This is a genomic window from Streptomyces fractus, assembly GCF_049844455.1.
GTDB lineage: Bacteria > Actinomycetota > Actinomycetes > Streptomycetales > Streptomycetaceae > Streptomyces > Streptomyces fractus.
On the sequence record NZ_JBMYHI010000002.1, the window covers coordinates 5,825,587 to 5,850,872 of the forward strand.

General features: G+C 70.4%; 21 protein-coding genes and 1 pseudogene. 9 read left to right on the top strand and 13 right to left on the bottom strand.

The window, feature by feature from the left end:
• Positions 1-78 precede the first annotated feature (78 nt).
• Entirely contained in the window at positions 79-1,056 is a 978-nt protein-coding gene (locus ACP4E5_RS28365; protein WP_425833465.1) for an EamA family transporter, read from the top strand.
• Positions 1,057-1,140: 84 nt separating this feature from the next.
• On the opposite strand, the gene ACP4E5_RS28370 is transcribed toward ACP4E5_RS28365, so the two are convergent.
• The 3 genes from ACP4E5_RS28370 to ACP4E5_RS28380 all read right to left on the bottom strand — a co-directional run bounded on the left by ACP4E5_RS28370 (position 1,141) and on the right by ACP4E5_RS28380 (position 4,795).
• Entirely contained in the window at positions 1,141-1,941 is an 801-nt protein-coding gene (locus ACP4E5_RS28370) for a sugar phosphate isomerase/epimerase family protein (protein WP_425833467.1), read from the bottom strand.
• A 1,129-nt stretch (positions 1,942-3,070) separates the two neighbouring features.
• Positions 3,071-3,655, bottom strand: a complete 585-nt coding sequence (locus ACP4E5_RS28375) for a hypothetical protein (RefSeq protein ID WP_425833469.1) — start codon at positions 3,653-3,655, stop codon at positions 3,071-3,073.
• Between the two features lie 204 nt (positions 3,656-3,859).
• Positions 3,860-4,795, bottom strand: coding sequence for a bifunctional helix-turn-helix transcriptional regulator/GNAT family N-acetyltransferase (locus tag ACP4E5_RS28380; RefSeq protein WP_425833471.1), 936 nt, complete (start codon positions 4,793-4,795; stop codon positions 3,860-3,862).
• Positions 4,796-5,129: 334 nt separating this feature from the next.
• Between ACP4E5_RS28380 and ACP4E5_RS28385 the strand changes: the two genes are divergently transcribed.
• Complete coding sequence (locus tag ACP4E5_RS28385) at positions 5,130-6,557, top strand: alkaline phosphatase family protein (RefSeq protein ID WP_425833473.1); 1,428 nt, start codon at positions 5,130-5,132, stop codon at positions 6,555-6,557.
• Positions 6,558-6,572: 15 nt separating this feature from the next.
• On the opposite strand, the gene ACP4E5_RS28390 is transcribed toward ACP4E5_RS28385, so the two are convergent.
• The gene (locus tag ACP4E5_RS28390) at positions 6,573-7,460 is read right to left on the bottom strand and encodes an SDR family NAD(P)-dependent oxidoreductase (RefSeq protein ID WP_425833475.1); all 888 of its coding nucleotides are present in this window, start codon (positions 7,458-7,460) and stop codon (positions 6,573-6,575) included.
• A gap of 111 nt (positions 7,461-7,571) precedes the next feature.
• On the opposite strand from ACP4E5_RS28390, the gene ACP4E5_RS28395 reads away from it, so the two are divergent.
• The gene (locus tag ACP4E5_RS28395) at positions 7,572-8,027 is read left to right on the top strand and encodes a MarR family winged helix-turn-helix transcriptional regulator (protein WP_425833477.1); all 456 of its coding nucleotides are present in this window, start codon (positions 7,572-7,574) and stop codon (positions 8,025-8,027) included.
• Positions 8,028-8,049: 22 nt separating this feature from the next.
• Here ACP4E5_RS28395 and ACP4E5_RS28400 read toward each other — a convergent pair.
• Together ACP4E5_RS28400 and ACP4E5_RS28405 are read right to left on the bottom strand one after the other, a co-directional pair.
• Positions 8,050-8,765 (bottom strand): annotated as a pseudogene (locus ACP4E5_RS28400) (GntR family transcriptional regulator).
• Between the two features lie 60 nt (positions 8,766-8,825).
• A complete protein-coding gene (locus ACP4E5_RS28405) occupies positions 8,826-9,872 on the bottom strand; it encodes a LacI family DNA-binding transcriptional regulator (protein WP_425833479.1) in 1,047 nt (348 codons plus the stop codon).
• Between the two features lie 163 nt (positions 9,873-10,035).
• Between ACP4E5_RS28405 and ACP4E5_RS28410 the strand changes: the two genes are divergently transcribed.
• From ACP4E5_RS28410 to ACP4E5_RS28420, 3 genes are read left to right on the top strand one after another with little or no spacing between them, the layout of a single operon-like run.
• The gene (locus ACP4E5_RS28410) at positions 10,036-11,193 is read left to right on the top strand and encodes a Gfo/Idh/MocA family protein (RefSeq protein WP_425833481.1); all 1,158 of its coding nucleotides are present in this window, start codon (positions 10,036-10,038) and stop codon (positions 11,191-11,193) included.
• The gene (locus tag ACP4E5_RS28415; RefSeq protein WP_425833483.1) at positions 11,190-12,344 is read left to right on the top strand and encodes a dihydrodipicolinate synthase family protein; all 1,155 of its coding nucleotides are present in this window, start codon (positions 11,190-11,192) and stop codon (positions 12,342-12,344) included. The genes ACP4E5_RS28410 and ACP4E5_RS28415 overlap by 4 nt, the downstream gene beginning before the upstream one ends.
• Entirely contained in the window at positions 12,341-13,186 is an 846-nt protein-coding gene (locus ACP4E5_RS28420) for a sugar phosphate isomerase/epimerase family protein (protein ID WP_425833485.1), read from the top strand. Before ACP4E5_RS28415 ends, ACP4E5_RS28420 begins: the two co-directional genes overlap by 4 nt.
• A gap of 184 nt (positions 13,187-13,370) precedes the next feature.
• Here the strand turns inward: ACP4E5_RS28420 and rbsD are convergent, their stop codons facing one another.
• From rbsD to ACP4E5_RS28445, 5 genes are read right to left on the bottom strand one after another with little or no spacing between them, the layout of a single operon-like run.
• A complete protein-coding gene (gene rbsD / locus ACP4E5_RS28425; protein WP_425833487.1) occupies positions 13,371-13,760 on the bottom strand; it encodes a D-ribose pyranase in 390 nt (129 codons plus the stop codon).
• Positions 13,757-14,749: a ribokinase gene (rbsK, locus tag ACP4E5_RS28430; protein ID WP_425833489.1), complete on the bottom strand. Its 993-nt coding sequence runs from the start codon at positions 14,747-14,749 to the stop codon at positions 13,757-13,759. Before rbsK ends, rbsD begins: the two co-directional genes overlap by 4 nt.
• Before the next feature lie 58 nt (positions 14,750-14,807).
• Complete coding sequence (locus ACP4E5_RS28435; RefSeq protein ID WP_425833491.1) at positions 14,808-16,751, bottom strand: ABC transporter permease/substrate-binding protein; 1,944 nt, start codon at positions 16,749-16,751, stop codon at positions 14,808-14,810.
• Positions 16,741-18,288 (bottom strand): sugar ABC transporter ATP-binding protein, encoded by a 1,548-nt coding sequence (locus ACP4E5_RS28440; protein WP_425833493.1) that lies wholly within the window; start codon positions 18,286-18,288, stop codon positions 16,741-16,743. The genes ACP4E5_RS28435 and ACP4E5_RS28440 overlap by 11 nt, the downstream gene beginning before the upstream one ends.
• Positions 18,285-19,313, bottom strand: a complete 1,029-nt coding sequence (locus tag ACP4E5_RS28445) for a LacI family DNA-binding transcriptional regulator (protein WP_425833495.1) — start codon at positions 19,311-19,313, stop codon at positions 18,285-18,287. Before ACP4E5_RS28445 ends, ACP4E5_RS28440 begins: the two co-directional genes overlap by 4 nt.
• Positions 19,314-19,627: 314 nt before the next feature.
• On the opposite strand from ACP4E5_RS28445, the gene ACP4E5_RS28450 reads away from it, so the two are divergent.
• Positions 19,628-20,206 (top strand): hypothetical protein, encoded by a 579-nt coding sequence (locus ACP4E5_RS28450; protein WP_425833497.1) that lies wholly within the window; start codon positions 19,628-19,630, stop codon positions 20,204-20,206.
• Between the two features lie 3 nt (positions 20,207-20,209).
• Here the strand turns inward: ACP4E5_RS28450 and ACP4E5_RS28455 are convergent, their stop codons facing one another.
• The gene (locus ACP4E5_RS28455; protein WP_425833499.1) at positions 20,210-20,419 is read right to left on the bottom strand and encodes a DUF4287 domain-containing protein; all 210 of its coding nucleotides are present in this window, start codon (positions 20,417-20,419) and stop codon (positions 20,210-20,212) included.
• Between the two features lie 177 nt (positions 20,420-20,596).
• Between ACP4E5_RS28455 and recD2 the strand changes: the two genes are divergently transcribed.
• Together recD2 and ACP4E5_RS28465 are read left to right on the top strand one after the other, a co-directional pair.
• Positions 20,597-22,858 (top strand): SF1B family DNA helicase RecD2, encoded by a 2,262-nt coding sequence (gene recD2 / locus ACP4E5_RS28460; RefSeq protein WP_425833501.1) that lies wholly within the window; start codon positions 20,597-20,599, stop codon positions 22,856-22,858.
• A gap of 184 nt (positions 22,859-23,042) precedes the next feature.
• Positions 23,043-24,353 carry a citrate synthase gene (locus ACP4E5_RS28465; RefSeq protein WP_425833503.1) on the top strand — a complete coding sequence of 437 codons (1,311 nt, stop codon included), beginning with the start codon at positions 23,043-23,045 and terminating at the stop codon, positions 24,351-24,353.
• Between the two features lie 581 nt (positions 24,354-24,934).
• On the opposite strand, the gene ACP4E5_RS28470 is transcribed toward ACP4E5_RS28465, so the two are convergent.
• Positions 24,935-25,240: a heavy-metal-associated domain-containing protein gene (locus ACP4E5_RS28470; RefSeq protein ID WP_425833505.1), complete on the bottom strand. Its 306-nt coding sequence runs from the start codon at positions 25,238-25,240 to the stop codon at positions 24,935-24,937.
• Between the last annotated feature and the right edge of the window lie 46 nt (positions 25,241-25,286).

The following is a 25,286-nucleotide window of genomic DNA, read 5'->3' on the forward strand; positions in this document are numbered from 1 at the left end:
TCTCGTTAGCGATGCTTCATCCAACCATGCAGCAACATTCGCTGGTGCTAAAGGGTCGCGGTCGGTGATCCTCGACGCATGAAACCCGCGCACACCGCCCTCGCCGTCCTCGTGGCGGCGCTCTGGGGCGTCAACTTCGTCGTCATCGACATCGGCCTCACACACTTCCCGCCGCTCCTCTTCTGCGCCCTGCGCTTCCTGCTCGCGGCGCTCCCCGCGATCTTCTTCGTGGGGCCGCCGCGGGTGGCGTGGCGCTGGGTCGTGGGGGTGGGACTCGCGCTCGGCGTGGGCAAGTTCGGGCTGCTCTTCGTCGGCATGAACGCGGGCATGCCGGCGGGCCTGTCCTCCCTGGTCCTCCAGGTCCAGGCGGTCTTCACGGCGGTCATCGCCTTCGCGTTCCTGCGTGAACGCCCGCGCCGCGTACGGGTCCTGGGCATGGTGGTGGCGCTCGCGGGCATCGCCGTGGCGGCGGTCGACGAGGGCGGCTCGGGCCCGCTGGGCGCGTTCGCGCTGGTCCTGGTCGCGGCGGCGTTCTGGGGCGTGTCGAACGTACTGACCCGCAAGGCGTCGCCCGAGGCCCCGTTCGCGTTCATGGTCTGGTCGAGCGCCATCCCGGTACTGCCGCTCCTGGGGTTGTCATTGCTCTTCGAGGGCCCGCAGCGCGACGCCGAGGCCCTTGCGGCCCTCGATCTCCCCGGCGCGGGGGCGCTCCTCTACGTGGCGCTGGTGACGACCCTCTTCGGCTTCACCGCCTGGAGCGGGTTGCTGCGCCGCTATGACGCGTCGAGGGTGGCGCCGTACGCGCTGTTGGTCCCGGTCTTCGGCATGTCCTCGGCGGCGTTGTTCCTGGGGGAGCCGGTGAGCGCGCTCCAGTGGTGCGCGGGCGCGTTGCTGGTGGCGGGGGTGGCCCTCACGTCACGGTCACCGTCGCCTACGCCACGGGGCTCTGCCCCGGACCCCGCTGCTCAATCGCCGCAGGGGCTTGATCTGGTTTGCCCTGCTCAGCGGCTTGCTTCGACGCGCCCTGACGAACAGGAGGCAATGCGCCCGAGGTAGTGGGCAATTCGAGCCCCGCCGGCGATTGAGGCGCGGGGTCCGGGGCGGAGCCCCGAGGCGTAGGCAACGGTGGGCGCAACAGGGCTACGCCGACTCGTTCAGCAGACGCGCGACGTGATCCCGCCCCCCGCCAAGAAGCCCTGGCAGGGGAGCCGCCGCGGGATACCACCGCGCCTCGTACTCCCAGCACAACCACCCGTCCCACCCCTCCCGGCTCAGCACCTCCACGCACTCGGCCAGCGGCAGCACCCCCGCCCCGAGCCCCAGCGGAGTCTTGTCGTCCGGCCCCGCGATGTCCTTGACCTGTACGTATCCGAGGTAGGGGGAGAGCGCCGCGTAGGACGCGACGGGCTGCTCGCCGCCGAGCCACGTGTGCATCACGTCCCACAGCGCACCCACGTTGCGATGGCCGACGACGCCGAGGATGCGGGACGCGGCGGCCCCGGTCCGATGGGAGTCGTGCGTCTCGAGGAGCACCCGCACGCCGCGGTCCGCCGCGTACTCGGCGGCGACGCCCAGGCGCCGCGCGGCGGTGGCGTCCGCCTCCTCGGGCCCCTGCTCGTCACCCCCACCGGGGAAGACCCGCACGTACGGTGCGCCGAGGTCACGCGCGAGGTCCACCAGCGCGCGCACCTCGTCGAGCACCGGCCCGTCCTCACCCGGCGCCGCCACGCGCGCGTACCCGGCCACGCCGAGGACTTCCACCCCGGCACTCTTGAACCGGGCCGCGACATCGGCCCGTTGCTCCCCGTCGATCCCCGGATGCACCGGCTCCTCGGGATGGGCGCGCAGTTCCACGCCGTGATACCCGTACGCGTTGGCGAGCGCGAGCACGTCGTCGAGAGGGAGACCAGGGACACCGAGGGTGGAGAACGCCAGCTTCATGGGGCGGACCCTACCGTTCCTAGGATGAATGGCCAGACTTGGCCGTATCAAGCATCCCGTGGGGAGTGTGACCTGAAGTGCTGGGCCCCCGAACGGTGTTGGGGCCGTGGAGCGGGTGCTTTCCGGGCGGGGCGGCTCTCGTCTGACGCGTCACCGGCGTTGCGATGTCGGTGGAGCTGCGGGAGGTCCCAGCCGGAGCTGTCCGCTCCGTGCGGGGCCTGGTTCGATGACTCGGCGGTACGGGAACGGTTGCCCCGGTGCGATCCTCCGGTCGCACGGCCCCCACCCGAGAACGGGCCTTGAGGGTTTGGCGGGGTCCGTCACTCCTGCGCCGGGCCGGGAATCCCAGGCCCCGCCTGCCGACGACCACGGCAGCGGCATGATGCCCGCTGATCGAGGTCAAGTCGGAGGTCTGTGTGGTGTGCTTCAGGGGCTGCAACCAGTGTTGCGCGCCCCATCGGCTGGTGTAGGCAGGGTCGACCGCGATCACTGAAAGGCCCGCACTATGTGCCATGCCCGACAGCCGGTCGCGGAACTGGGCGGTGGGGATGCCGGCCACCGTGCGGCGGAAGCTCTTGCCCCGCCTGCCCCGGCCGAGCTTTTCGCGACCGGTGGCGCGGGCATCGGTGAAGTTGAGGTCCTCGATCACGAGCGCTGCGCAGCCGTGCTGCTGGGCGAGGTCCAGGAGGTGTGTGACGGCTTGCCGGAGCCGGGCGTCGCGAGTGGAGGCGGGCAGCCCTGACAGGTCCAGCGGGAGAGTGCGGGGTCTGCCGACGGGATTGCCGTGCACATCCAGGACGCAGGCAGCGAGGTGATCGGCGTTCACGTCCACGGCTACCACTGGATGCTGCCTCAGCGCCTCCACGGTCGGGACCGGGATCTGGTGGCCCTTCTTGGCGGTGGCCCAGGACGCGTCCAGGTCAGCCACCGGGGCGAGGGGTGGGCCGACCGGGTGGTGGCCCGGGGGTCGGTGCGCTACGACATCACCCACCACACCGGGCGCGGCCGCTGGTGCCGATCGTGTAGTTCCCGAACGGGGCCCCGGCCTCGCCGTCGGCGGTCAAGAACATCCGCCGGTCGTCCCACTCCCGCCGCCAGGCGTCCAATTCGCCCTTCCAGGCCTGCCCGGTCAGCGGCTTGGGGGGGCGTAGGCCTGTTCGTACAGGTGGTGTCGGGAGTTGAGCAGCTTGCGCCCGCCCCGTGTGATTCGGATCTGCCCCGACGTCCGTTCCCGCAGCGCGCTGCGCAGGCGGTGCTCAAGGGTCTGCAGGCGCTGCTGCTTGGCCCGCCGCTCGACTGCGTCGGTGTACCCGCGCACCACTCGCCGCCCGTGCCGTTCGACGGTGCCGACCGGGACGGCCAGCCGGGATTCGATGGCCTTGATCGCGCGGCGCAGTGAGCCGATGGTGTCGTTCAGGGCACGGCGGGCGAGCTGATACTGGTCCTCACTTGTGCGGGTGATCGTCCCCGCCCACCGGGAGGACGCCTGCACGGCCAGGGCCTTCTTTCGCTCCGCCCGCCCATTCAGGGCCGGGGGTACGTCGCCGAGGCGCACCCGCGCCGCGAGATCGAACCCGGCCAGATTCCCGAGATGCCCGCCGACCGCTCGCAGGACCGTCTCGTCGTGCTCGGACAGGCGTAGGCGGGTGCGGATGCGGCAGCCGGAGGGCGGGGCGACAACGAACGGCGCGGCGACCTCACGCGACGGGCGCACCTGGCGCCTCTTGGCACCCCGCGTCAGCTGAGCCCTCACCGCCACCCCCTCGTCGGTACTTCATCCGTCGATCACATCAACGAACGCTCCCGCTCGACGTCACGGACGAGACCCGAAAATATTCACGACCCACGACCCATGGCACCGGAACCGCCCGGATCGGCCAACTCGCAGCCCACAAATCCGGGCACTGTTCCGTACCCGTCAGTCCGCCGTCCTATGGAGGGCCAGTTTCCAGTCCTGGCCGAGCAGATCCGCGCCGAAGGAGCGGTGCGGCTTCTCGCCGACGAGGACGAAGCCGTGCCGCTGGTAGATGGCGCGGGCCGACTTGAGGACGTCGTTCGTCCACAGCACCATTTCCCGGTACCCGACGCCCCGCGCGAAGTCGACGCACGCACGCACCAGCCGGTCGCCGATGCCGAGGCCGCGCGCCTCCGGCTCGACCAGGAGCAGCCGGAGCCGCGCCGTGCCCGGGGCCTCGTCGCGTACGCACATCACGCAGCCCACCGGCCGTCCGTCCAGTTCGGCGATCCACACCCGCTCGAGGTGCGGGTCGTGGTCCTCGGCGAAGTCGGCGACGATGCGCGCGACGAGGCCCTCGTAGTCCGTGTTCCAGCCGAACTCGGCTGCGTACACCGCCGCGTTGCGCGAGACGATCCAGCCCAGGTCGCCGGCGCCCGGCTCGCGCAGCAGTACGTTCTCGGGGTGCGGGGCGGCGCGGCCGTCGCCGAGCACCTCGCGGACGGTGCGCAGCGCCTCGGACAGCCGGGCCCGGTCGGCGGCCGGGACGGTGCCGAGGAGTGCGCCCATGGTCTCCCGGGTGCGCTCGTCGAGGAGTTCGGCGGTGCTGCGGCCGCGCGGGGTGAGGGTGATGCGGCGGCGCCGCGAGTCCCGCTCGGAGGAGCCGCGCTCGACGAGGCCGTCGCGCTCGAACTTGCCGAGGATACGGCTCAAGTACCCGGCGTCGAGGCTCAGTTGGACCCGCAGGTCCGCGGCGTCGACCTTCTCCGTGTGCGCCAGTTCGTACAGCACGCGGGACTCGGTGAGGGTGTACGGGGCGTACAGGTGGCGGCTGTAGTCGAGCGCGCCGATCACGTTCGTGTAGAAGCGGTTGAAGGACCGGATGTCGTGCACGGTCATGGGCCACCTCGCGGGTCAGATTGTTGACTCAGTCAGAGGTTCGGGGTGGTGCCCACAGTACGCCGGGGGTGGGGGCGCGTCCACGCGACGGCGCCGGGGCGGTCGTGCCGAGTGGCCGTGGAAGCGACCGCCCGGTCAAGTCCATGCATACGGCAGGTATGGCGGTTCAAGGGCGTCCCATGGGTTGGGAAAGCGCTCTCCGCACGTTGTCCCCGAGTTCATCGCGGGCCTCCTCCGCGCCACATCCGGCGCGCAGCACAGTGATCCAACGGCCCGTCGTACGCGGGCCGTTGGCATGCCCGGACCTTCCGGAATCTCACACCAGGGGGCACTCATGGCCGAACTCACCCGACGTAGACTCCTCGGCTCCGCGGCAGGCGCGGTCGGTGGCGCCGCCGCCCTCTCGCTCCTCCCGCCCAGCGTCCAGAAGGCGGTGGCGGCGGGCCCGCCCCGCAAGGGCTCCCTCCGGGACATCGAGCACGTCGTGATGCTCATGCAGGAGAACCGCTCCTTCGACCACTACTTCGGCACGCTCAAGGGCGTACGCGGCTTCAACGACCCCGAGGCGCAGAAGCTGAGCACCGGCCGCTCGGTCTTCTACCAGCCCGACGCGGAGAACCCGAAGGGCTACCTGCTCCCCTTCCACCTGGACACGCACACCTCCAGCGCCCAGGCCATCCCGTCCACGAGCCACGCCTGGTCGGTCCAGCACGAGGCGTGGAACAACGGCAAAATGGACCAGTGGCTCCCGGCCCACCGCAAGGCCGACGGCGTCAACGGCCCCTATGTGATGGGTTATTACACGCGTAAGGACATCCCCTTCCAGTTCGCCCTCGCGGAGACCTTCACCATCTGCGACAACTACTTCTGTTCCGTCTTCGGCCCGACGTGGCCCAACCGCCTCTACTGGATGACGGGTTCGATCGACCCGTCGGGCACGCACGGCGGCCCGGTCCTCAACAACACCGCGCCCACGCCCTACCGTTGGACGACGTACGCGGAGCGCCTCCAGGCGGCGGGCGTCAGCTGGAAGGTGTACCAGCAGGACGACGACTACGGCTGCAACATGCTGGAGCAGTTCGCTTCGTTCAAGAACGCGGCGCCGGGCAGCGACCTCTACGAACGCGGCATGCGCCCCCAGCCCGAGGGCACCTTCGAGGACGACGCCCGCAACGACCGCCTCCCGGCGGTCAGCTGGATCATGCCGACGTCGTACGAGTCCGAGCACCCGGACTACCTGCCGGCGGCGGGAGCCGACTTCGTGTCCCGCAAAATAGAGGCGATAGCGTCGAACCCCAAGGTCTGGGCGAAAACCGCCTTCATCCTCAACTACGACGAGAACGACGGCCTGTTCGACCACGTGACCCCGCCGACGCCCCCGGCGGGCACCTCCGGCGAATTCGTCCAGGGGCTCCCCATCGGCGGCGGCTTCCGCGTCCCCGCGATCATCGTCTCGCCCTGGACGGTGGGCGGCTGGGTGGCCTCGGAGTCCTTCGACCACACGTCGGCACTCCAGTTCCTGGAGAAGTTCACGGGCGTCGCGGAACCCAACATCACCGACTGGCGCCGCGCCACCTTCGGCGACCTGACCTCGGCGTTCCGCTTCTCGCACTCGAAGCCGCACCCGCCGAAGCTCCCGGCCGACACGGCGCAGCAGTGGGAGCGGGCGAAGCGGGAGGTGGCCACGCTCCCCAAGCCGACGCTGCCGGGGGCGGACCAGTCGTTCCCCGAGCAGGAGCGTGGGCGCAGGCCGCACGTATAGCCCGGCCCTGTGTGCTCACGGCCGCGGCCCGCGAAGATCCCGCACGAGCGCGGCCGTGGCCTCCCACAGGGCACGCTGAACATCCTCGGGCCGCCCGATCTCGGGGCACGGCAACGGCTCCGCGGTCCTGGCGGCGAAGTAGCCGCCGGCGCTGTCGGCGAACTCGGGATCGGTCGCGAGTTTCACGATGATGTCGGCCCCGTGCTGAGGATTGCCGATGTTCAACCTGTTGAGAACCTTCTCCAGCACGCCGGAGAGGGGGAGTTCACGGCCCAGGCCGGTGGCGTTGAACCCGGGGCAACAACAGGTGACGGAGACACCCGTGCCTTGGAGCCGGCGCCCGAGTTCCTGCGTGAACATGATGTCCAGCAGCTTGGACCTGCCGTACAGCGCTCCCGACCCGCGACGCGTGAAGGCCGCGGTGTCGGTGAGGTCCTTGACCGGATCGACCGGGTCGAGCGGGCCGGCCCGGAGCGAGGCCCGGGAGGCGACGGTGACGATCCGGGCGGGCGCCGACGCGAGGAGCCTGTCGCACAGGGTGTCGGTGAGCAGCCAGGGCGCGAGGTAGTTCACGGCGGTCATCTCGGCGTACCCCTCGGAGGTGACCCGCTGGGAGAAGGCGTGCAGCCCCGCGTTGTTGACCAGCACGTCGATCCGCGAATACCGCGCGGCGATCTCCTCACCGGCCTCACGCACTTCGGCGAGCAGGGACAGATCCGCGAGAAAGACATCGACCGGGGTCCCCGGCGCGACCCGCTCGACCTCCTCCCGCAACGCATCGGCCTTCGATCCGCTCCGGGCGACGACGCCGAGGTGGACGCCGCGCCGGGCAAGGTCGAGAGCGGCGAGCCGCCCCATGCCGTTGGTGGCACCGGTCATGACGACGACGGGCCGCACATCCATGGTGTCCTCCCACTCACTTAATATTGAGGTACCTCATCAACCTAGCACTTCTTGAGGTACCTCAAGAGTCGAGCCGGGAAGCCCCCGGCCGAACCCCGAAGGACGGATGTCATGCCCGTGAGCGGTCGCGAAACGGATCCCGTCGAGACCGGCCTGCGATACCTGACGCTCGGGCACCACCTGCGCAAGGTGGTCGACGACGCGATGACGGCCGGCGGCCTCTCCCTGGCCCGCACGAAGGTCCTCCAGGTCCTCGAACGCCGGGGCGCCCTCGCCCAGTCGGCCCTGGCCCGCGAACTCGGCCAGGCCCCCCGCTCGGTCACCCAGTCCGTCGAGGCACTGGAACGCGCGGGCCTGGTCGACCGCACCCCGTCCCCCGCCGACGCCCGCACCAAACTGGTCCGCCTCACCCCCCAGGGCACCGAGGCCCTCGCGGCGGGCACGGCGGCGGGGGAGCGGGTGCTGCGGCGTGTCTTCGGAGCGATGGATCAGGACCGGTTGGCGACCTTGACCCGCCTTCTGGACGACCTTGAGTCGGGGGTGTCGGGAGTCTCCGGGGACCGCTAGCCCGTTTTCCCCACCCGTCACCTCACTTCGGCGACTCCGAGGTGAACTCGTACTGCACCTCGTAGAGATGGCCGGCCTTCACCATCACGGTCGCTTCGATGGGGCGCTCGTAGTCGGTGAAGACGACACGCAATGTCCGAAGTACGGGGAGGTCGCCGGGGAGTTGGAGAGCCTCGCACTGCTCCTGGGTAGGGACGCGGGCCGAGACACGGTCAACGCTGAGACGCGGTGGGTTTCCCAGGTCGGCAAGGAGTGCCGGGTGCCGCCGCGGATCTTGCGTCGTTCGGTGAGAGCGGTGCCGTGGGCCAGGTCTGTCGGATAGTACGAGGCCACCAGCTCCGCGGGGGCGCCGTCCAGGGACAGGAGCTGCCTGCGCAGAACGGCGGTTTCGGTCGGGGCGAGGTTGAGGGCCGCCGCTACGTCGGCCGGTGGGATCGCGTCCGTCACGTCGAGCAGTGTGCTGTGTGCCGGAACGCCGCGCTTCTCTGCCTCGGTGATCCACCTGTAGGACTCGCCGGGCGCGGCAGGAGCGATGTACGAGGCCGGTCGGACCGTCTGTTGCCGGTGTTCGCGCGCGGTGACGCCTGCGCCGGCGCGCCCCACCGCGAGGCCCTCGTCCTTGAGGAGCTGGAGTGCCTTCTGCACGGTGGCGCTCGACGCGTCGAACCGCCGCCGGGGCCGCGACCGGCAGGTCAACACCCCGTCGGCATAAGGGACATGACCGCCCGCGAAGGCCATGCGGACTGCGTCGGGTGCCGGCTGGCGGGGCGCGGTTCCCGTGCCGCCGCCCGATAGGCGTTACGCGCGCGGCTTGTCCGTGGACCCCCGCACCACCAGCTCCCCGCGCACCTCCACGATCCGCCCCTTGGGTGCCGCCTCCCGGCCCATCGCGATTCGGCCCGCCCGCGCCGCCGCCTCGGCCAGCGGGAGGTGGAACGTCGTCAGCGGAGGGGCCGCGTCGATGCTGAAGGGCAGGTCGTCGAAGCCGACCACCGAGACGTCCTCCGGGATGCGCAGGCCCGCCTCCCGCAGGGCCGCGCACGCGCCGAGCGCCACCGTGTCGTTCGCCGCGACCACGGCCGTCAAGTCCGGCTCGCGGCGCAGCAGTTCGGCCGTCGCCTCATAGCCCGACGTGCGGTTGTACAAGCCGTGCGCCACGAGGCCGTCCGACTCGCTCACCCCCGCGGCGGCCAGCGCGTCGCGGTGGCCCTCAAGGCGGTGGCGGGTCGTCGTGCGCTCCTCGGGCCCCGCGACGTAGCCGATCCTGCGGTGCCCGAGCGCCAGCAGATGCTCCGTCAACTCCCGCGCCCCGGCCCGGTTCTCGAAGGTCAGCGCCACCGCGTCCGTGTCCGGCACCGGCGGCCGTCCGCACAGCACCACCCGCGTCCCGGCCTCCGCGAGCCGCCGCAGCTTGGCGGCCATGGCCGCGACATGGGCCTCGTTCTCGATCGCCCCGCCGGTGAGCACCACCGCCGCCGCGCGCTGGCGTTGCAGCAGGGTCAGATACGTCAGCTCGCGCTCGGGCTCGCCGCCCGTGTTGCAGACCACCGCGAGCCGCTCGCCGCCCGCCCGGCCGCCGGGACCCACGATCTCCGACTGCACCGCGGAGGCCATGATCCCGAAGAACGGGTCGGCGATGTCGTTGACCAGGACCCCGACGAGGTCGGACGTGGCGGCGGCGAGGGCGCTGGCCGGGCCGTTGAGCACGTAGTCCAGGTCGTCCACGGCCTTCAGCACCCGTTCGCGCGTACTCGCGGCGACGGGGTAGTTCCCGTTCAGCACGCGCGAGACGGTGGCGGGGGACACCTGCGCGCGGGCGGCCACGTCCGCCAGGGTCACGGTCATCGAGTCTTCCTCCGTGAAGGTCCCGGGTCCGCGGCGAAACTCCCCGAGGACCCCGGTCTCGTATCCGCTCTTGTCCGAGCGGCAGTCCAGAGGCTAGCTTCTTCTTACGTAGAAAGCGCTTGCTACGGAGTTTTCGCCAGGCAGGCCGGAGGAAGGGACTCACGTGACACGCAAGACGGTGCGCATCGCCATGAACGGTGTGACGGGGCGCATGGGCTACCGCCAGCACCTCGTCCGCTCCATCCTCGCGCTGCGCGAGCAGGGCGGGCTCGACCTCGGCGACGGCACGGTGCTGTGGCCCGAGCCGGTCCTCGTCGGGCGCCGCGAGCACGCCCTGAAGGCGATCGCCGAGCAGCACGGCCTCGACCCGGCCAACATCTCCACCGACGTCGACGCCGTCCTGAACGACGACAGCATCGACATCTTCTTCGACGCAGCGATGACCTCCGGCCGCGAGGAGATCCTCAAGAAGGCGATCGCCGCCGGAAAGCACGTCTACACCGAGAAGCCGACCGCCACCGACCTGGAGGGCGCCGTCGAGCTGGCCCGCCTGGCGCGCGAGGCGGGCGTCAAGTCCGGTGTCGTGCAGGACAAGCTGTTCCTGCCGGGCCTGCTCAAGCTGAAGCGGCTCATCGACGGCGGCTTCTTCGGCCGGATCCTGTCCGTGCGCGGCGAGTTCGGCTACTGGGTCTTCGAGGGCGACTGGCAGGAGGCCCAGCGGCCGTCCTGGAACTACCGCTCCGAGGACGGCGGCGGCATCGTCGTCGACATGTTCCCGCACTGGGAGTACGTGCTGCACGAGCTGTTCGGCCGCGTGACCTCCGTCAACGCGCTCGCCGCCACCCACGTGCCCACCCGCTGGGACGAGGACGGCAAGCCCTACGAGGCCACCGCCGACGACTCGGCGTACGGCATCTTCCAGATCGAGGGCGGCATCGTCGCGCAGATCAACTCCTCGTGGGACGTGCGCGTCAACCGTGACGAGCTGGTCGAGTTCCAGGTGGACGGTACGGAAGGGTCTGCTGTCGCCGGGCTTCGCAACTGCCGTGTCCAGCACCGCAGTTCGACGCCGAAGCCCGTCTGGAACCCGGACCTGCCCGCCACCTACTCCTTCCGCGACCAGTGGCAGGAAGTCCCGGACAACACCGAGTTCGACAACGGCTTCAAGGTCCAGTGGGAGCTGTTCCTCCAGCACGTCTACGCCGGCGCCGACTACCACTGGGATCTGCTCGCCGGTGCGCACGGCGTGCAGATGGCCGAGCTGGGCCTGAAGTCGTCCGCCGAGGGCCGCCGCCTCGACGTTCCGGAGATCTCGCTGTGACCATCCATCTTCCCGACACAGCAGGCGAGTTGCGGGCCTACGAGCCGCGCACCGAGCCCCTCACCTTCGACACCGGCGCCCCGCTCGCCTCGCGCGTCGTGTTCTCCGCGGCGCACGTCGTCGCCGACCCGCTCGCCGACACCACCCCGGACTCCCCGGCCGCCGTCGACTGGGACGCCACCCTCGCCTTCCGTCGCCACCTGTGGTCACACGGCCTCGGCGTCGCGGAGGCCATGGACACGGCGCAGCGCGGCATGGGCCTTGACTGGGCGGGCGCCGCCGAGCTGATCCGCCGCTCGTCGGCCGAGGCCAAGTCGGTCGGCGGCCGGATCGCGGTCGGCGTCGGCACCGACCAGATCGCGCCCGGAGCCTCCCTCGACGAGGTGCGCAAGGCCTACGAGGAGCAGCTCGCGGTCGCCGAGGAGGCCGGCGCGCAGGTCATCCTCATGGCCTCGCGGGCGCTCGCCGCCGCGGCGTCCGGGCCCGAGCAGTACGCGGAGGTCTACGGCCACCTGCTCCGCCAGGCCGCCGAGCCCGTCGTCCTGCACTGGCTCGGCCCGATGTTCGACCCGGCGCTCGAGGGCTACTGGGGTTCGTCCGACCTCGACGCCGCCACCGACACCTTCGTCGAGATCATCAAGGCGCACTCCGACAAGGTCGACGGCATCAAGGTCTCGCTCCTGGAGGCCCAGCGCGAGATCGACATCCGGCGCCGCCTCCCGAACGGCGTGCGCTGCTACACCGGCGACGACTTCAACTACCCGGAGCTGATCGCCGGCGACGACCGCGGCTTCAGCCACGCGCTGCTCGGCATCTTCGACCCGCTGGGCCCGCTCGCCGCGAAGGCGGTGCGCACCCTCGACACGGGCGACGTCCAGGGCTTCCGTGAACTCCTCGACCCCACCGTCGAGTTGTCGCGCCACCTGTTCCAGGCGCCGACCCGCTTCTACAAGACCGGCGTCGTGTTCCTCGCCTGGCTCTCCGGCCACCAGGACCACTTCGCGATGGTCGGCGGCCAGCAGTCCTCGCGCTCGCTGCCGCACTTCGCGCGCGCTTACCAACTCGCCGACCAGCTGGGCCTGTTCCCGAAGCCGGAACTCGCAGAGGCCCGGATGAAGAACCTGCTCGCCCTGTACGGAGTGACCTCATGAGCGGCACGACCTTCACCGCCGACCCGCGCTTCTCCATCAACCAGATGACCGTGAAGCAGCTCGGCCTTCCCGAACTCGCCGATGCCTGCCGTAAGTTGGGTGTCCAGCACCTCGGGACCTGGCGTGCGCCCGTCCAGGAGTACGGCGTCGAGGCCGCGGCCAAGCTGCTGCGCGACGCCGGGCTCGACGTCACCACGCACTGCCGGGGCGGCTTCCTCACCGCGATCGACGAGACCGAACGCAAGGCCGCGATCGAGGAAAACAAGCGCGCCGTCGACGAGTGCGTGACCCTCGGCACCGGCGTCCTCGTGCTCGTCTCGGGCGGCCTCCCGGCCGGTTCGTACGACCTGAACGGCGCCCGTGAACGTATCGGTGACGCGCTCGTCGAGCTCGCCCCGTACGCCGCCGAGCGCGGCGTGCAGCTGGCCATCGAGCCGCTGCACCCGATGTACGCGGCCGACCGCTGTGTCGTCTCGACGCTCACGCAGGCCCTGGACATCGCCGAGAACTTCCCGGCGGAGCAGGTCGGCGTCTGCGTGGACACGTACCACATCTGGTGGGACGACCAGGCGCCCGCGCAGATCGCGCGGGCCGGGGCGCAGGGCCGGATCTCCACGTTCCAGCTCGCGGACTGGACGACGCCGCTCCCGGAGGGCGTGCTCAACGGGCGCGGCCAGATCGGTGACGGCGCGATCGACATGCGGTACTGGCGCGGCCTCGTGGAGGCGCAGGGGTACACGGGACCCATCGAGGTCGAGCTGTTCAACGAAGGCCTGTGGGCCCGCGACGGGCGCGAGGTGCTGGCGGAGACGGCGGAGCGGTTCACGGCTCACGCTTCTTAGAAGTTTTCTTCGCAACCACGTACAACCCTCTGCCCGGTCCGGGTGTCGTACTGGGTGTCGGAACGCCCTGGGGGGAGATCTGGGGGGATCGGGGTTCCGGTGCAGGAGGGGGTAAGCCCGAGGGGCCCGGTCCATGGACCGGGCCCCTCGCAGCGCTTCGCACCCACGTGATCGGAAACCCCGCTCAGAAGAAGACCCCGCAGCGCAGCAGTACGTTCGCGTACGGGCGCGCCTCTCCCGTACGGACGACGAGGCGCGCGTGCGCCGACAGCGCCTTCAGTTCCTCGTGCGTGACGAAGCCGAGGGGCTCCAGCCGGCCTTGGAGGAGTGCGGCGGTGTCCGGGTTCGCGGCGCGGACCTCGCGGGCGGCCGTGGCCGCCTCCACCACCAGCTCGTCGAGCAGCCCGTCGAGCACCTCGGCGAAGGACGGCACGCCGGCCCGGAAGGCGAGGTCGACGACGCGGGGGCCCGCCGGGATCGGCATGCCCGCGTCGCAGATCAGCACGCCGTCGCCGTGCCCCAACTCCGCGATGGAGCCCGCCAGATGACGGTTGAGTATTCCGGCTCGCTTCACAGGGACTCACCTCGTTCTGCGGCGCCTTCCACACCGTCGGGCCCGCTCTTCCGGCCGGGGGTCCGGGGGTTGTCCCCCGGGAAGACACAGCACAGCGCGGAGACCTCCTCGGCGGTCGGGTACGAGGCCTGCGCGCCCTCCTTGGTGACGGCCGCGGCGCCGACCTTGGCCGCGTAGGCGGCTGCGTCGGCGAGCGACTCGCCGGTGCCGAGCCGCCACGCGAGCGCCGCCGTGAACGCGTCACCGGCGCCGGTCGTGTCGACGGCCTTCACCTTCACCGCCGCGACCCGCCGCGAGCCCGCCGCGTCCGCGACGAGCGCGCCCTCGGAGCCGAGGGTGACGACGACGGAGCGCGGGCCGAGCGCGAGCAGGTGCCGCGCCCAGTCCTCCGGGTCGTCACCGAGGTCCGTACCGGCGATGACCTTCGCCTCGTGCTCGTTGACGATCAGCGGGTCGCAGGCCGCGAGCACCTCGTCGGGGAGCGGGGCGGGCGGCGAGGGGTTGAGGACGAGGCGGGCGCCCTCCTTGAGGGACCTGGCGACCTCGGCGACCGTCTCCAGCGGGATCTCCAGCATCATCGAGACGACCCGCGCGCCCGCGAACAGTTCGCTCGCGGCCCGTACGTCCTCGGGCGTGAGCCGCCCGTTCGCGCCCGGCGAGACCACGATCGAGTTGTCGCCCGACGGGTCGACGGTGATCAGCGCGACCCCGGTGGGCGCCCCGCCGACCAGCACGCCGGACGTGTCCACGCCCGCCGCCTCCATCGAGTCGCGCAGCAGCCTGCCGTGCCCGTCGTCGCCGACCCGCGCGAGCAGCGCCGTGCGGGCCCCCAACTTGGCGGCGGCGACCGCCTGGTTGGCGCCCTTGCCGCCGGGGTGGGTCGTCAGGTCGGAGCCGAGAACGGTCTCGCCCGCGGCAGGACGCCGGTCGACGCCCACCACCAGATCGGCGTTGGCCGACCCCACGACGAGCAGGTCGTACGTGTTCATCCTGTGCCTTTCTTCGTACGTCACCGCAAAGAGTACGAGCGCGTCGCCGTACGTCGCGTCACTTGAAGTCGGCGACGTTCTTCGCCGTGACGACCTTCACCGGCACCTTCACGGCCGAGGGGATCTTCTTGTCCTTCGCCGCGGCGATCGCGTTCTGCACGGCCATCTTTCCGAGCTCGCGCGGCTGCTGGGCCACGGAGGCGTACAGCGTGCCCGCCTTGACGGCCTTGAAGCCGTCGGGGGTGCCGTCGAAGCCGATGACGGGGACGGACTTGCCGGCCTTCGAACCGAGCGCCTTGATCGCGCCGAGCGCCATCTCGTCGTTCTCGGCGAAGACGGCGTCGACGTCGGGGTGCGACTGGAGCATGTTGGTCATGACGTCCAGGCCCTTGGTGCGGTCGAAGTCCGCGGGCTGCTTCGCGACGACCTTGATGCCCGGGTAGTTCTTGATCCCGGCGGCGAAACCGGCCCCGCGCTCGCGGCTGGCGGACGTGCCGGCCTGGCCCTGGAGCACCGCGATCCTCCCCTTGCCGCCCAGCTTGTCGGCCATGATCTTCGCGGCCTTCTTGCCGCCCGCGACGTTGTCGGAGGCGACGAGGGTGGCGGCCTTGGCCTTGTTGACGCCGCGGTCGGCGGCGACGACGGGGATGTCGGCCTTGTTGGCGGTGCGCACGGACGGGCCGACGGCGTCGGAGTCGACCGGGTTCACGATGACGGCGCTCATGCCCTCACTGGTGAAGTTCTGCAGCTGGTTGGCCTGCTGCGAGGCGTCGTTCTGCGCGTCGGTGACGGTCAGTTCGACGCCCTGCTTCTTCGCCTCGGCCTGCGCGCCCGCCCGCATCTCCGTGAAGAACGGGTTGTTGAGCGTGGACACCGCCATGCCGAGCTTGAGGTCCTTCTTGCCGCCGGAGGAGCCGGTGTTGTTCCACAGGGCGAGGCCGCCGACGATCGCGATGGCGACGACGGCCGCGATCACGTACTGCATCCGCTGCCGGGGACCACCGGCCCCGGCGCCCGCGGCGGGCTGGGCCCCGGCCTTGCGGCGCGCCGTGTCGAGCAGCACCGCGAGGGCGATCACGACACCGATGACGACCTGCTGCCAGAAGGCGGACACGGAAAGGAGGTTGAGGCCGTTGCGGAGCACGGCGAGGATCAGCGCGCCGATGAACGTGCCCGACGCCTTGCCCGTACCACCGGCGAGGGAGGCGCCGCCGATGACGACGGCGGCGATGGCGTCCAGCTCGTAGCCGTTCGCGGCCTGCGGCTGCGCGGAGGCGAGGCGGGAGGCGAGCACGATGCCGGCGACGGCCGCGAACAGGCCCGACAGGCCGTAGATGACGAGCTTCTGCCGCTTGACCCGCAGACCGGAGAGGCGGGCCGCCTCCTCGTTGCCGCCGATCGCGTACATGGACCGGCCGATGAACGTACGCCCGAGGACGACCGCCGTGACGATGCCCACCACGATCATCACGATGACCGGCACGGGCAGCCAGCCGCCGAGCGTGTCACCGAGTTTGGACACCGAGTCGGGGAACGGGATCGGGGAGCCCTGCGAGATCACGAGCGAGAGGCCGCGCCCGACCGACAGCATCGCCAGCGTGGCGATGAACGGCGGGAGCTTGCCGTACGAGATGAGCAGGCCGTTGACGAAGCCGCAGGCGACGCCCGTGACGACGGCGAGCAGCACGGCTATCGCGACCGGCACGCCCTCGCTCGTGGCCGCCCAGGCGAGGACGGTCGCCGACAGCGCAGCCACCGAGCCGACGGACAGGTCGATGCCCGCCGAGACGATGACGAAGGTGACACCGAACGCGAGGATCGCGGTGACGGCCGCCTGGACGCCGACGTTCAGCAGGTTCTGGGTGGTCAGGAAGTCGCCGGACATCAGCGACATGGCGACGACCAGGACGACGAGCGCGGTCAGCGCGCCGTTGTCGAGGAGCAGCCGCAGCAGGCTCCCGCTGTTCTTGGCCTGTGGCTTGTTGACGGTCTCAGTGGTCACGGGAGCCCTCCTCCTTGAGGGTGGGGGTGTTGCCGACTTGCTGGTTGCTGACGGCGAGCGCCATCACGGAGTCCTGGGTGGCGTCCTCGGCGGCGAGTTCACCGGCGATGCGTCCCTGCGCCATCACAAGGACCCGGTCGCTCATGCCGAGGACCTCGGGGAGGTCGCTGGAGATCATGAGCACGGCGTGCCCGGCGGCGGTCAGCTCGTTGATGAGCTGGTAGATCTCGACCTTGGCGCCGACGTCGATGCCGCGCGTCGGCTCGTCGAGGATCAGCACCTTGATGTCGGCGAGCAGCCACTTGCCGATGACGACCTTCTGCTGGTTGCCGCCGGAGAGGGTGCGCACGTGCTGACCGAGCCCGGCCATGCGGACGCCCAGTTGCTTCGCGATCCGCTCGGCGGCCTCGTGCTGGCCCTGCCGGTCGACGAACCCGGCGCGGGTCGCCGTCCGCATGGTGACGAGCCCCAGGTTCTCCTCCACCGACTGGTCGAGGACGAGGCCCTGCCCCTTGCGGTCCTCGGGGACGAGCCCGACCCCGGCGGCCATCGCGGCGATGACGTCGTGCCGGGGCAGCGCGCTGCCCGCGACCTCGACGGACCCGGAGTCGTACGGGTCGGCGCCGAAGACGGCCCGGACGACCTCGGTGCGGCCCGCGCCCACGAGGCCCGCGATGCCGACGACCTCGCCGGCCCGCACCTCGAAGCCGACGTCGTGGAAGACGCCGTCCCGGGTCAGACCCTCGACCTTCAGCAACGCGCGGGCCGTGTCCTGCCCTTCGGGGCGCTCGCGCGGGTACTGCTGGTCGATGGAGCGGCCCACCATGAGGCGCACGAGCTCGTCCTCGGAGGTCGAGGCGGGCACCTGGCCCACGCTCCTGCCGTCCCGGATGACGGTGACGCGATCACCGAGAGCGGCGATCTCCTCCAGGTGGTGGGTGATGAAGACGACCCCGACACCGTCCTCGCGCAACTGCCGCACGATCGCGAACAGCTTCTCGACCTCCTCGGAGGTCAGCACGGCGGTCGGCTCGTCCATGATGAGCACCCGCGCGTTCAGGCTGAGCGCCTTCGCGATCTCCACCATCTGGAGGCGGGCGATGCCCAGTTCGCGCACCCGTGCGCGTGGCGACACATTCACGCCCACGCGCGCGAGGAGCGCCTCGGCGTCCGCCTCCATCCGCTTGCGGTCGATGAGACCGAACCGCCTCGGCTGCCGCCCCAGGAAGATGTTCTCGGCGACGGTCAGATCGGGAACGAGATTGAACTCCTGGTAGATCGTGGCGATCCCGAGCCGTTCGGCGTCCTGCGCGCCGTGGATACGGACCTGCTCGCCACCGACGGTGATACGGCCCTCGTCGGGCGTGTAGGCACCGGAGAGCATCTTGATCAGCGTGCTCTTCCCGGCCCCGTTCTCACCGAGCAGGACGTGCACCTCCCCGCGGCGCAGGTCGAAGTCGACGCTGTCGAGCGCGACCACGCCGGGGAAGGTCTTCCGTATCCCTTCGATACGCAGCAACTCTTCGGAGCTGCTCATCCGTTGCTCCTCTCCATTGAGGTGGGCGGGTGGGGGTTTTCGCCGCAGGAGCGCCGTACGACGAGGTGGGCGGGGAGGATGACCGACTCGGGCACCCGCCCCTCGATGCGGTCGACCAGGGCGCGCACGGCGGCCCGGCCGAGGTCCTTGGTCGGCTGGGCGATCGCCGTGATGGGCGGATCGGTGTGCACGAACCACGGGATGTCGTCGAACGCGGCGACCGCGATGTCGTCCGGAACGCGCAGCCCGCGCGCGCGGATGGCGTCGAGCGCGCCGAGCGCCATGAGGTTGTCGGCCGCGAAGACGACCTGCGGCGGCTCGGGCAGGTCGAGGAAGGCCTCGGTCACCCGGCGCCCGCTGTCCGCCTGGAAGTCGCCCTGCCCGATGTAGGCGTCCGGCAGCTCCAGCTCGTACGAGGCGAGGGCCGCGCGGAAGGCGTCGACGCGCTCGCTGCCGGTCGTGGTGGCGGCGGGCCCCGCGATGATCGCGAGGCGCCGGTGCCCGAGCGCGTGCAGATGGGCGACGAGGTCCCGCACGGCGCCCCGGCCGTCCGACCGCACGACGGGCACGTCGACGCCCGGGATCCACCGGTCGACGAAGACCATGGGGGTACCGGTCCGCGCGGCGTCCAGCATCAGCGGCGAGGCGCCGTCGGTGGGGGAGACGAGCAGCCCGTCGATGCGCCGGTCGAGCAGCGTGCGTACGTGGTGGTCCTGGAGGTCCGGCCGTTCGTCGGCGTTGCCGATGATCACGCTGTAGCCGAGCCCGCGGGCCTCGTCCTCGACGGAGCGGGCGAGCTCGCCGAAGTACGGGTTCAGCACGTCGCTGATGACCAGGCCGAGCGTCCGGGTCTGCGCGGTGCGCAGCGAACGGGCCACCGCGTTGGGCCGGTAGCCGAGCGACTCCACGGCTGCCAGCACGCGGGTGCGCGCGTCCGGGCTCACGGACGGATGGCTGTTCAGGACACGGGAAACCGTGGCGACGGAAACGCCGGCCGCGGCCGCGACATCCTTGATACCCGCCATCGCCGGCCACCTCCTTGTGGCTACGTGGAATCGATTACATCGATCTGCATGAGGGATTGGAATCGATTACACGGGCCGGGGGCAAGACCCTCCGGGTGGTCGTGACGTGATCGTGATGGGGCGGGGAGGCTTGATCATTCAAGCCCCGCCGGCGATCGAGGTGCGGGTCCGGGGCGGAGCCCCGAGTCCGTAACGCCGGTTCGGGAAATCAGCCCCGCCGGCGATTGAGGCGCGGGGTCCGGGGCAGGGCCCCGTGGCCGCAACCACGTCGCCGGGCGAAGGGGATTGTCGGTGCCGCGTGCGAAGGTGGAGCCATGAATCACGCGCAGCTCACCACGCTCGGCAGAGCCCTCCGCGTGCTCGGCGAGCACGGCGAGAAGCTCACCGGCGACACCCCGGACGACGTGCTGCACGAGGTCCGCGGCGACCTCACCCGCGCCCTCGACCAGCTCGACGACGCCGTGTCCGGCGAGAAGCCCACGACCCGCTGCAAGGAGCACCCGTACGGCCCGGTCGAGGAATCCGCGCCCGACCTGTGCCTGTTCTGCGAGACCCGCCGCCGCAAAGCCCGCCGCTCCGAGATCTCGGGAGACCCGGGCCCGGCCCGCCGCCCCACGGACGAGCGCCCGGTCCTCTCCCGGTACGGCACGCGCGAGGACCGCCCCCAGCCCCAGCAGCGCTGGATCCCGGAGATGTGGAACGGGCAGGTGTGGCAGCTGTGCGGCACCCCCCGCCACGACCGCCGCGAGGCTGACCTCTACCTGGCGGCCCAGCGCCGCCGCCCGGACGCGGCGATGGCGTACCGCCTGGTCCACGAGTTCACGGACTACGAGGTCGTACGGGTGTGGGGCACTCCGGTCCGGGTGGATCCGGAGCCGATGGGCGGGGTGTGAGGGTTACGCCCCGCGGCTCTCGGCCAGCGTGTGAGCCACCAGGGCGTTGGCGTGCCCGTGGCCCAGGCCGTGCTCGGCCTTCAGCCAGTTCACCAGCTCCATGTGCTTGGTGAGCGGCGAGGAGCGGATGAGGCCCTGCCAGTGGGCGACCGGCTCGCCGTACTTCTTCTCGATGGCGGGGAAGTAACTGGCGGGTCCCTTGGTGGCGGGCATGGCGCGCTCCTGTCTGCGGGTGCCGAAGATGTCGCCGATAAGACGCGGCGACGGCCCGGAAGTCATCGCGGCCGCGAGGTGATCCAGCTCACTCCGGACGCCGGGCCCGGCGTCGGCCCCGGCTCAACCCCCGGCGGCCCCTCCCGCGTTGTCACACCCGCCCGCTACCGTCGGATCATGGCGAAGCAGCAAGCGGCTGCCGGGGAGCGGCACATGGCCCGGCTCGAGGGCGTCCTCGAGCGGATCACGTACGCCAACGAGGAGACCGGGTACACGGTCGGCCGGGTCGACACCGGCAGGGGCGCGGGGGACCTGCTGACCGTCGTCGGTTCGCTGCTCGGGGCGCAGGTGGGGGAGTCGCTGCGGATGGAGGGCCGCTGGGGCTCCCACCCGCAGTACGGCAAGCAGTTCACCGTCGAGAACTACACGACGATCCTCCCGGCCACGATCCAGGGCATCCGCCGCTATCTCGGCTCCGGCCTGGTCAAGGGCATCGGGCCGGTCTTCGCCGACCGCATCACGCAGCACTTCGGGCTCGACACCCTCGACGTCATCGAGCAGGAGCCGAAGCGGCTCATCGAGGTGCCGGGCCTCGGCCCCAAGCGGACGAAGAAGATCGCCGACGCGTGGGAGGAGCAGAAGGCCATCAAGGAGGTGATGGTCTTCCTCCAGAGCGTCGACGTGTCGACGTCCATCGCCGTGCGCATCTACAAGAAGTTCGGTGACGCGTCGATCTCCGTCGTGAAGAACCAGCCGTACCGCCTCGCCGCCGACGTCTGGGGCATCGGCTTCCTCACCGCCGACCGCATCGCCCGGTCCGTGGGCATTCCGCACGACAGCCCGGAGCGGGTCAAGGCCGGTCTCCAGTACGCCCTTTCGCAATCCACCGACCAGGGACACTGCTTCCTGCCCGAGGAGCGGCTCATCGCCGACGCCGTGAAGCTGCTCCAGGTCGACACCGGGCTCGTCATCGAGTGCCTCGCCGAACTGGCCCTGCCCGACGAGGATTCGGGCGAGCCCGGCGTGGTACGCGAGACGGTGCCGGGCGAGGACGGGCAGCCGGTCACCGCGATCTACCTGGTCCCCTTCCACCGGGCCGAAATCGCCCTCTCCGCCCAACTGCTCAGGCTGCTGCGCACGGAGGACGACCGGATGCCCGCCTTCCAGGACGTCGCGTGGGACAAGGCGCTCGCCTGGCTCGCCGACCGTACGGGCGCGCAGCTCGCGCCCGAGCAGGAGGAGGCGGTCAAGCTCGCGCTCAGCAAGAAGGTGGCCGTGCTCACGGGCGGCCCCGGCTGCGGAAAGTCGTTCACCGTGCGGTCCGTCGTGGAGCTGGCCCGCGCCAAGCGCGCCAAGGTCGTGCTCGCCGCGCCGACGGGCCGCGCCGCCAAGCGGCTCGCCGAGCTGACCGGCGCCGAGGCCTCCACCGTGCACCGGCTCCTGGAGCTGAAGCCGGGCGGGGACGCCGCGTACGACAAGGAGCGGCCGCTCGACGCCGATCTCGTGGTGGTCGACGAGGCCTCGATGCTGGACCTGCTGCTCGCCAACAAGCTGGCGAAGACGGTGCCGCCGGGGGCGCATCTGCTGTTCGTGGGTGATGTGGACCAGCTGCCGAGCGTCGGGGCGGGGGAGGTGCTGCGCGACATGCTGGCCGAGGAGAGTCCCGTGCCCGCGGTCCGGCTGACGAGGATCTTCCGGCAGGCCCAGGAGTCCGGTGTCGTCACGAACGCCCACCGCATCAACTCCGGAACGCAGCCCATCACTTCGGGCCTGAAGGACTTCTTCCTGTTCGTGGAGGACGACACGGAGGAGGCCGGCCGACTCACCGTCGACGTCGCGGCCCGCCGGATCCCCGCCAGGTTCGGCCTCGACCCGCGGCGCGACGTCCAGGTGCTGGCGCCGATGCACCGCGGCCCGGCCGGGGCGGGCAATCTCAACGGGCTGCTCCAGCAGGCGATCACCCCCGGCCGCCCGGACCTGCCCGAGAAGCGCTTCGGCGGCCGCGTCTTCCGAGTGGGGGACAAGGTCACCCAGATCCGGAACAACTACGAGAAGGGGGCGAACGGCGTCTTCAACGGGACGGTCGGCGTCGTCACGTCCCTGGACCCCGAGGAGCAGAGGCTCACGGTCCTGACCGATGAGGACGAGGAGATCCCCTACGGCTTCGACGAGTTGGACGAGCTGGCACACGCGTACGCGGTGACCATCCACCGCTCCCAGGGCAGTGAATACCCGTGCGTGGTGATCCCCGTCACGACGGGTGCCTGGATGATGCTCCAGCGCAACCTCCTCTACACGGCGGTCACGCGCGCCAAGAAGCTCGTCGTTCTGGTCGGTTCGCGCAGAGCGATCGGCCAGGCGGTGCGTACGATTTCGGCCGGTAGGCGGTGTACCGCCCTGAATTTCCGGCTGTCGGGCAGCGCTGTTCAAAAGATTTGATCGATCAGACGAGTCACGAAGCTCACAAGCACTTCCGGAACCAGGGCGAAGGGGGCAGGATGAGCAAGTTGACGGCACTGAGTGCCGTCGGTGAGCCCAATGGGCGACCCCGAGTGCACTCTGCTGGGCCAAGTGGGGGAAGGTAGAGACAGTCAGGGCACCTCGAAGAAGAGGCACTACGTCGGTGAGGGATGACGTGAGCGAGCAGAACGAGAAGGCTGTAGTACTCCAGTACGGCGACGACGAGTACACCTACCCGGTGATCGACAGCACCGTGGGCGACAAGGGCTTCGACATCGGGAAGCTGCGGGCCCAGACGGGCCTGGTGACCCTCGACAGCGGATATGGCAACACAGCCGCCTATAAATCCGCGATCACCTATCTCGACGGTGAGCAGGGCATCCTGCGGTACCGCGGTTACCCGATCGAGCAGCTGGCCGAGAGCTCGACCTTCACCGAGGTCGCCTACCTGCTGATCAACGGCGAGCTCCCGACCGTGGACGAGCTCTCCACCTTCAAGAGCGAGATCACCGGGCACACGCTCCTGCACGAGGACGTGAAGCGGTTCTTCGACGGCTTCCCGCGGGACGCCCACCCGATGGCCATGCTGTCCTCCGTGGTCTCCGCGCTGTCCACCTTCTACCAGGACAGCCACAACCCGTTCGACGAGCAGCAGCGTCACCTTTCGACGATCCGGCTCCTCGCGAAGCTGCCGACGATCGCGGCGTACGCCTACAAGAAGTCGATCGGCCACCCGTTCGTCTACCCGCGCAACGACCTCGGCTACGTCGAGAACTTCCTGCGCATGACGTTCTCCGTGCCGGCCCAGGAGTACGTGCCGGACCCGGTCGTCGTCTCCGCGCTGGACAAGCTGCTCATCCTGCACGCGGACCACGAGCAGAACTGCTCGACGTCCACGGTGCGCCTGGTGGGCTCGTCGCAGGCCAACATGTTCGCGTCGATCTCCGCCGGTATCTCCGCGCTGTGGGGTCCGCTGCACGGTGGCGCCAACCAGTCGGTGCTGGAGATGCTCGAGGGCATCCAGCGCGACGGCGGCGACGTCGACGCCTTCATCCGCAAGGTGAAGAACAAGGAAGACGGCGTGAAGCTCATGGGCTTCGGGCACCGCGTCTACAAGAACTTCGACCCGCGGGCGAAGATCATCAAGGCGGCGGCGCACGATGTCCTCTCGGCGCTCGGCAAGTCCGACGAGCTGCTCGACATCGCCCTGAAGCTGGAGGAGCACGCGCTCTCCGACGAGTACTTCGTCGAGCGCAAGCTCTACCCGAACGTCGACTTCTACACCGGCCTGATCTACCGGGCCATGGGCTTCCCGACCGAGATGTTCACGGTCCTCTTCGCCCTCGGCCGCCTTCCGGGCTGGATCGCCCAGTGGCACGAGATGATCAAGGAGCCGGGCTCCCGCATCGGCCGCCCGCGCCAGATCTACACGGGCGTCGTCGAACGCGACTTCATCCCGGTGGAACAGCGCTGACTTTTGAGCCCCTCCGGCGATTGAGGAGCGGGGTCCGGGGCAGAGCCCCGATCCCGTAACCCCGGCCGACCGCAACAACAGGCCGGGTCAAGCTGCGCAGCAGAAAGCGCCCCGCTGTCGGTCCCCCCACGGGCCGACAGTCGGGGCGCTTTCCTTACCCGGGTCGGATTCCCCCCACGGGATCCGGCCTGGGGGTCTTTTGGTCGCGTCGGCCGCCGGAACACGTACCGCCGGGCGGGCCGCTCAAGCTTCCCGGCGCACGTGCCCCGGCCAACGCTGTCGGGAACCGTCCCCCAAGACGGGTCCCTCCGGTGCGGAAACGTCCCCCAAGACGTTCCTGCATCGCCTCCTTAGACTCACGGGAGCCGCAAAGGGTTACGTCCAGACCAATGTGATCTGCGTCTCTTGCATATGTCCCGTGCGTGCGCAAGAGATCCGATATGTGGATATCGGCCTCTGTGGGGGAGTGCTGCAATTGTGCCGTGTGGATTGTGTGGAGGTCCAGAGGTTCAGGCGTCTTTGCGGATCTCCGCGCGAATCTGAGAGCTCTGTACGCGAATCTGCACGGCCCGGGGGCCGGGTCAGACGAGTTCGTAACCCGCCTCGTCCACCGCGGCCCGGACCTCTTCCTCGTCGAGTGGGGCGGTGGAGACGACCGTGACCTGGCCGGTGGCGGCGGTCGCCTGCACCGAGGTGACGCCGGCCAGCTCCGAGATCTCGCCCGCCACCGCGCCCTCGCAGTGGCCGCACGTCATTCCCTTGACCTCGTACACGGCCGTGAAGGCGCCCTCGGTGGCCGGGGTCGCGGCGTCGGTGTGGCAGGCGCCGCCGCAGCAGGAACCGGCGGACCCGTTGTCGGCCTGGGGAAGCTCGGTGTGGGCGCTCATGGCGTACTCCTAGGTGATGAGAGGCGTCTCTTGATACGCCCGACTC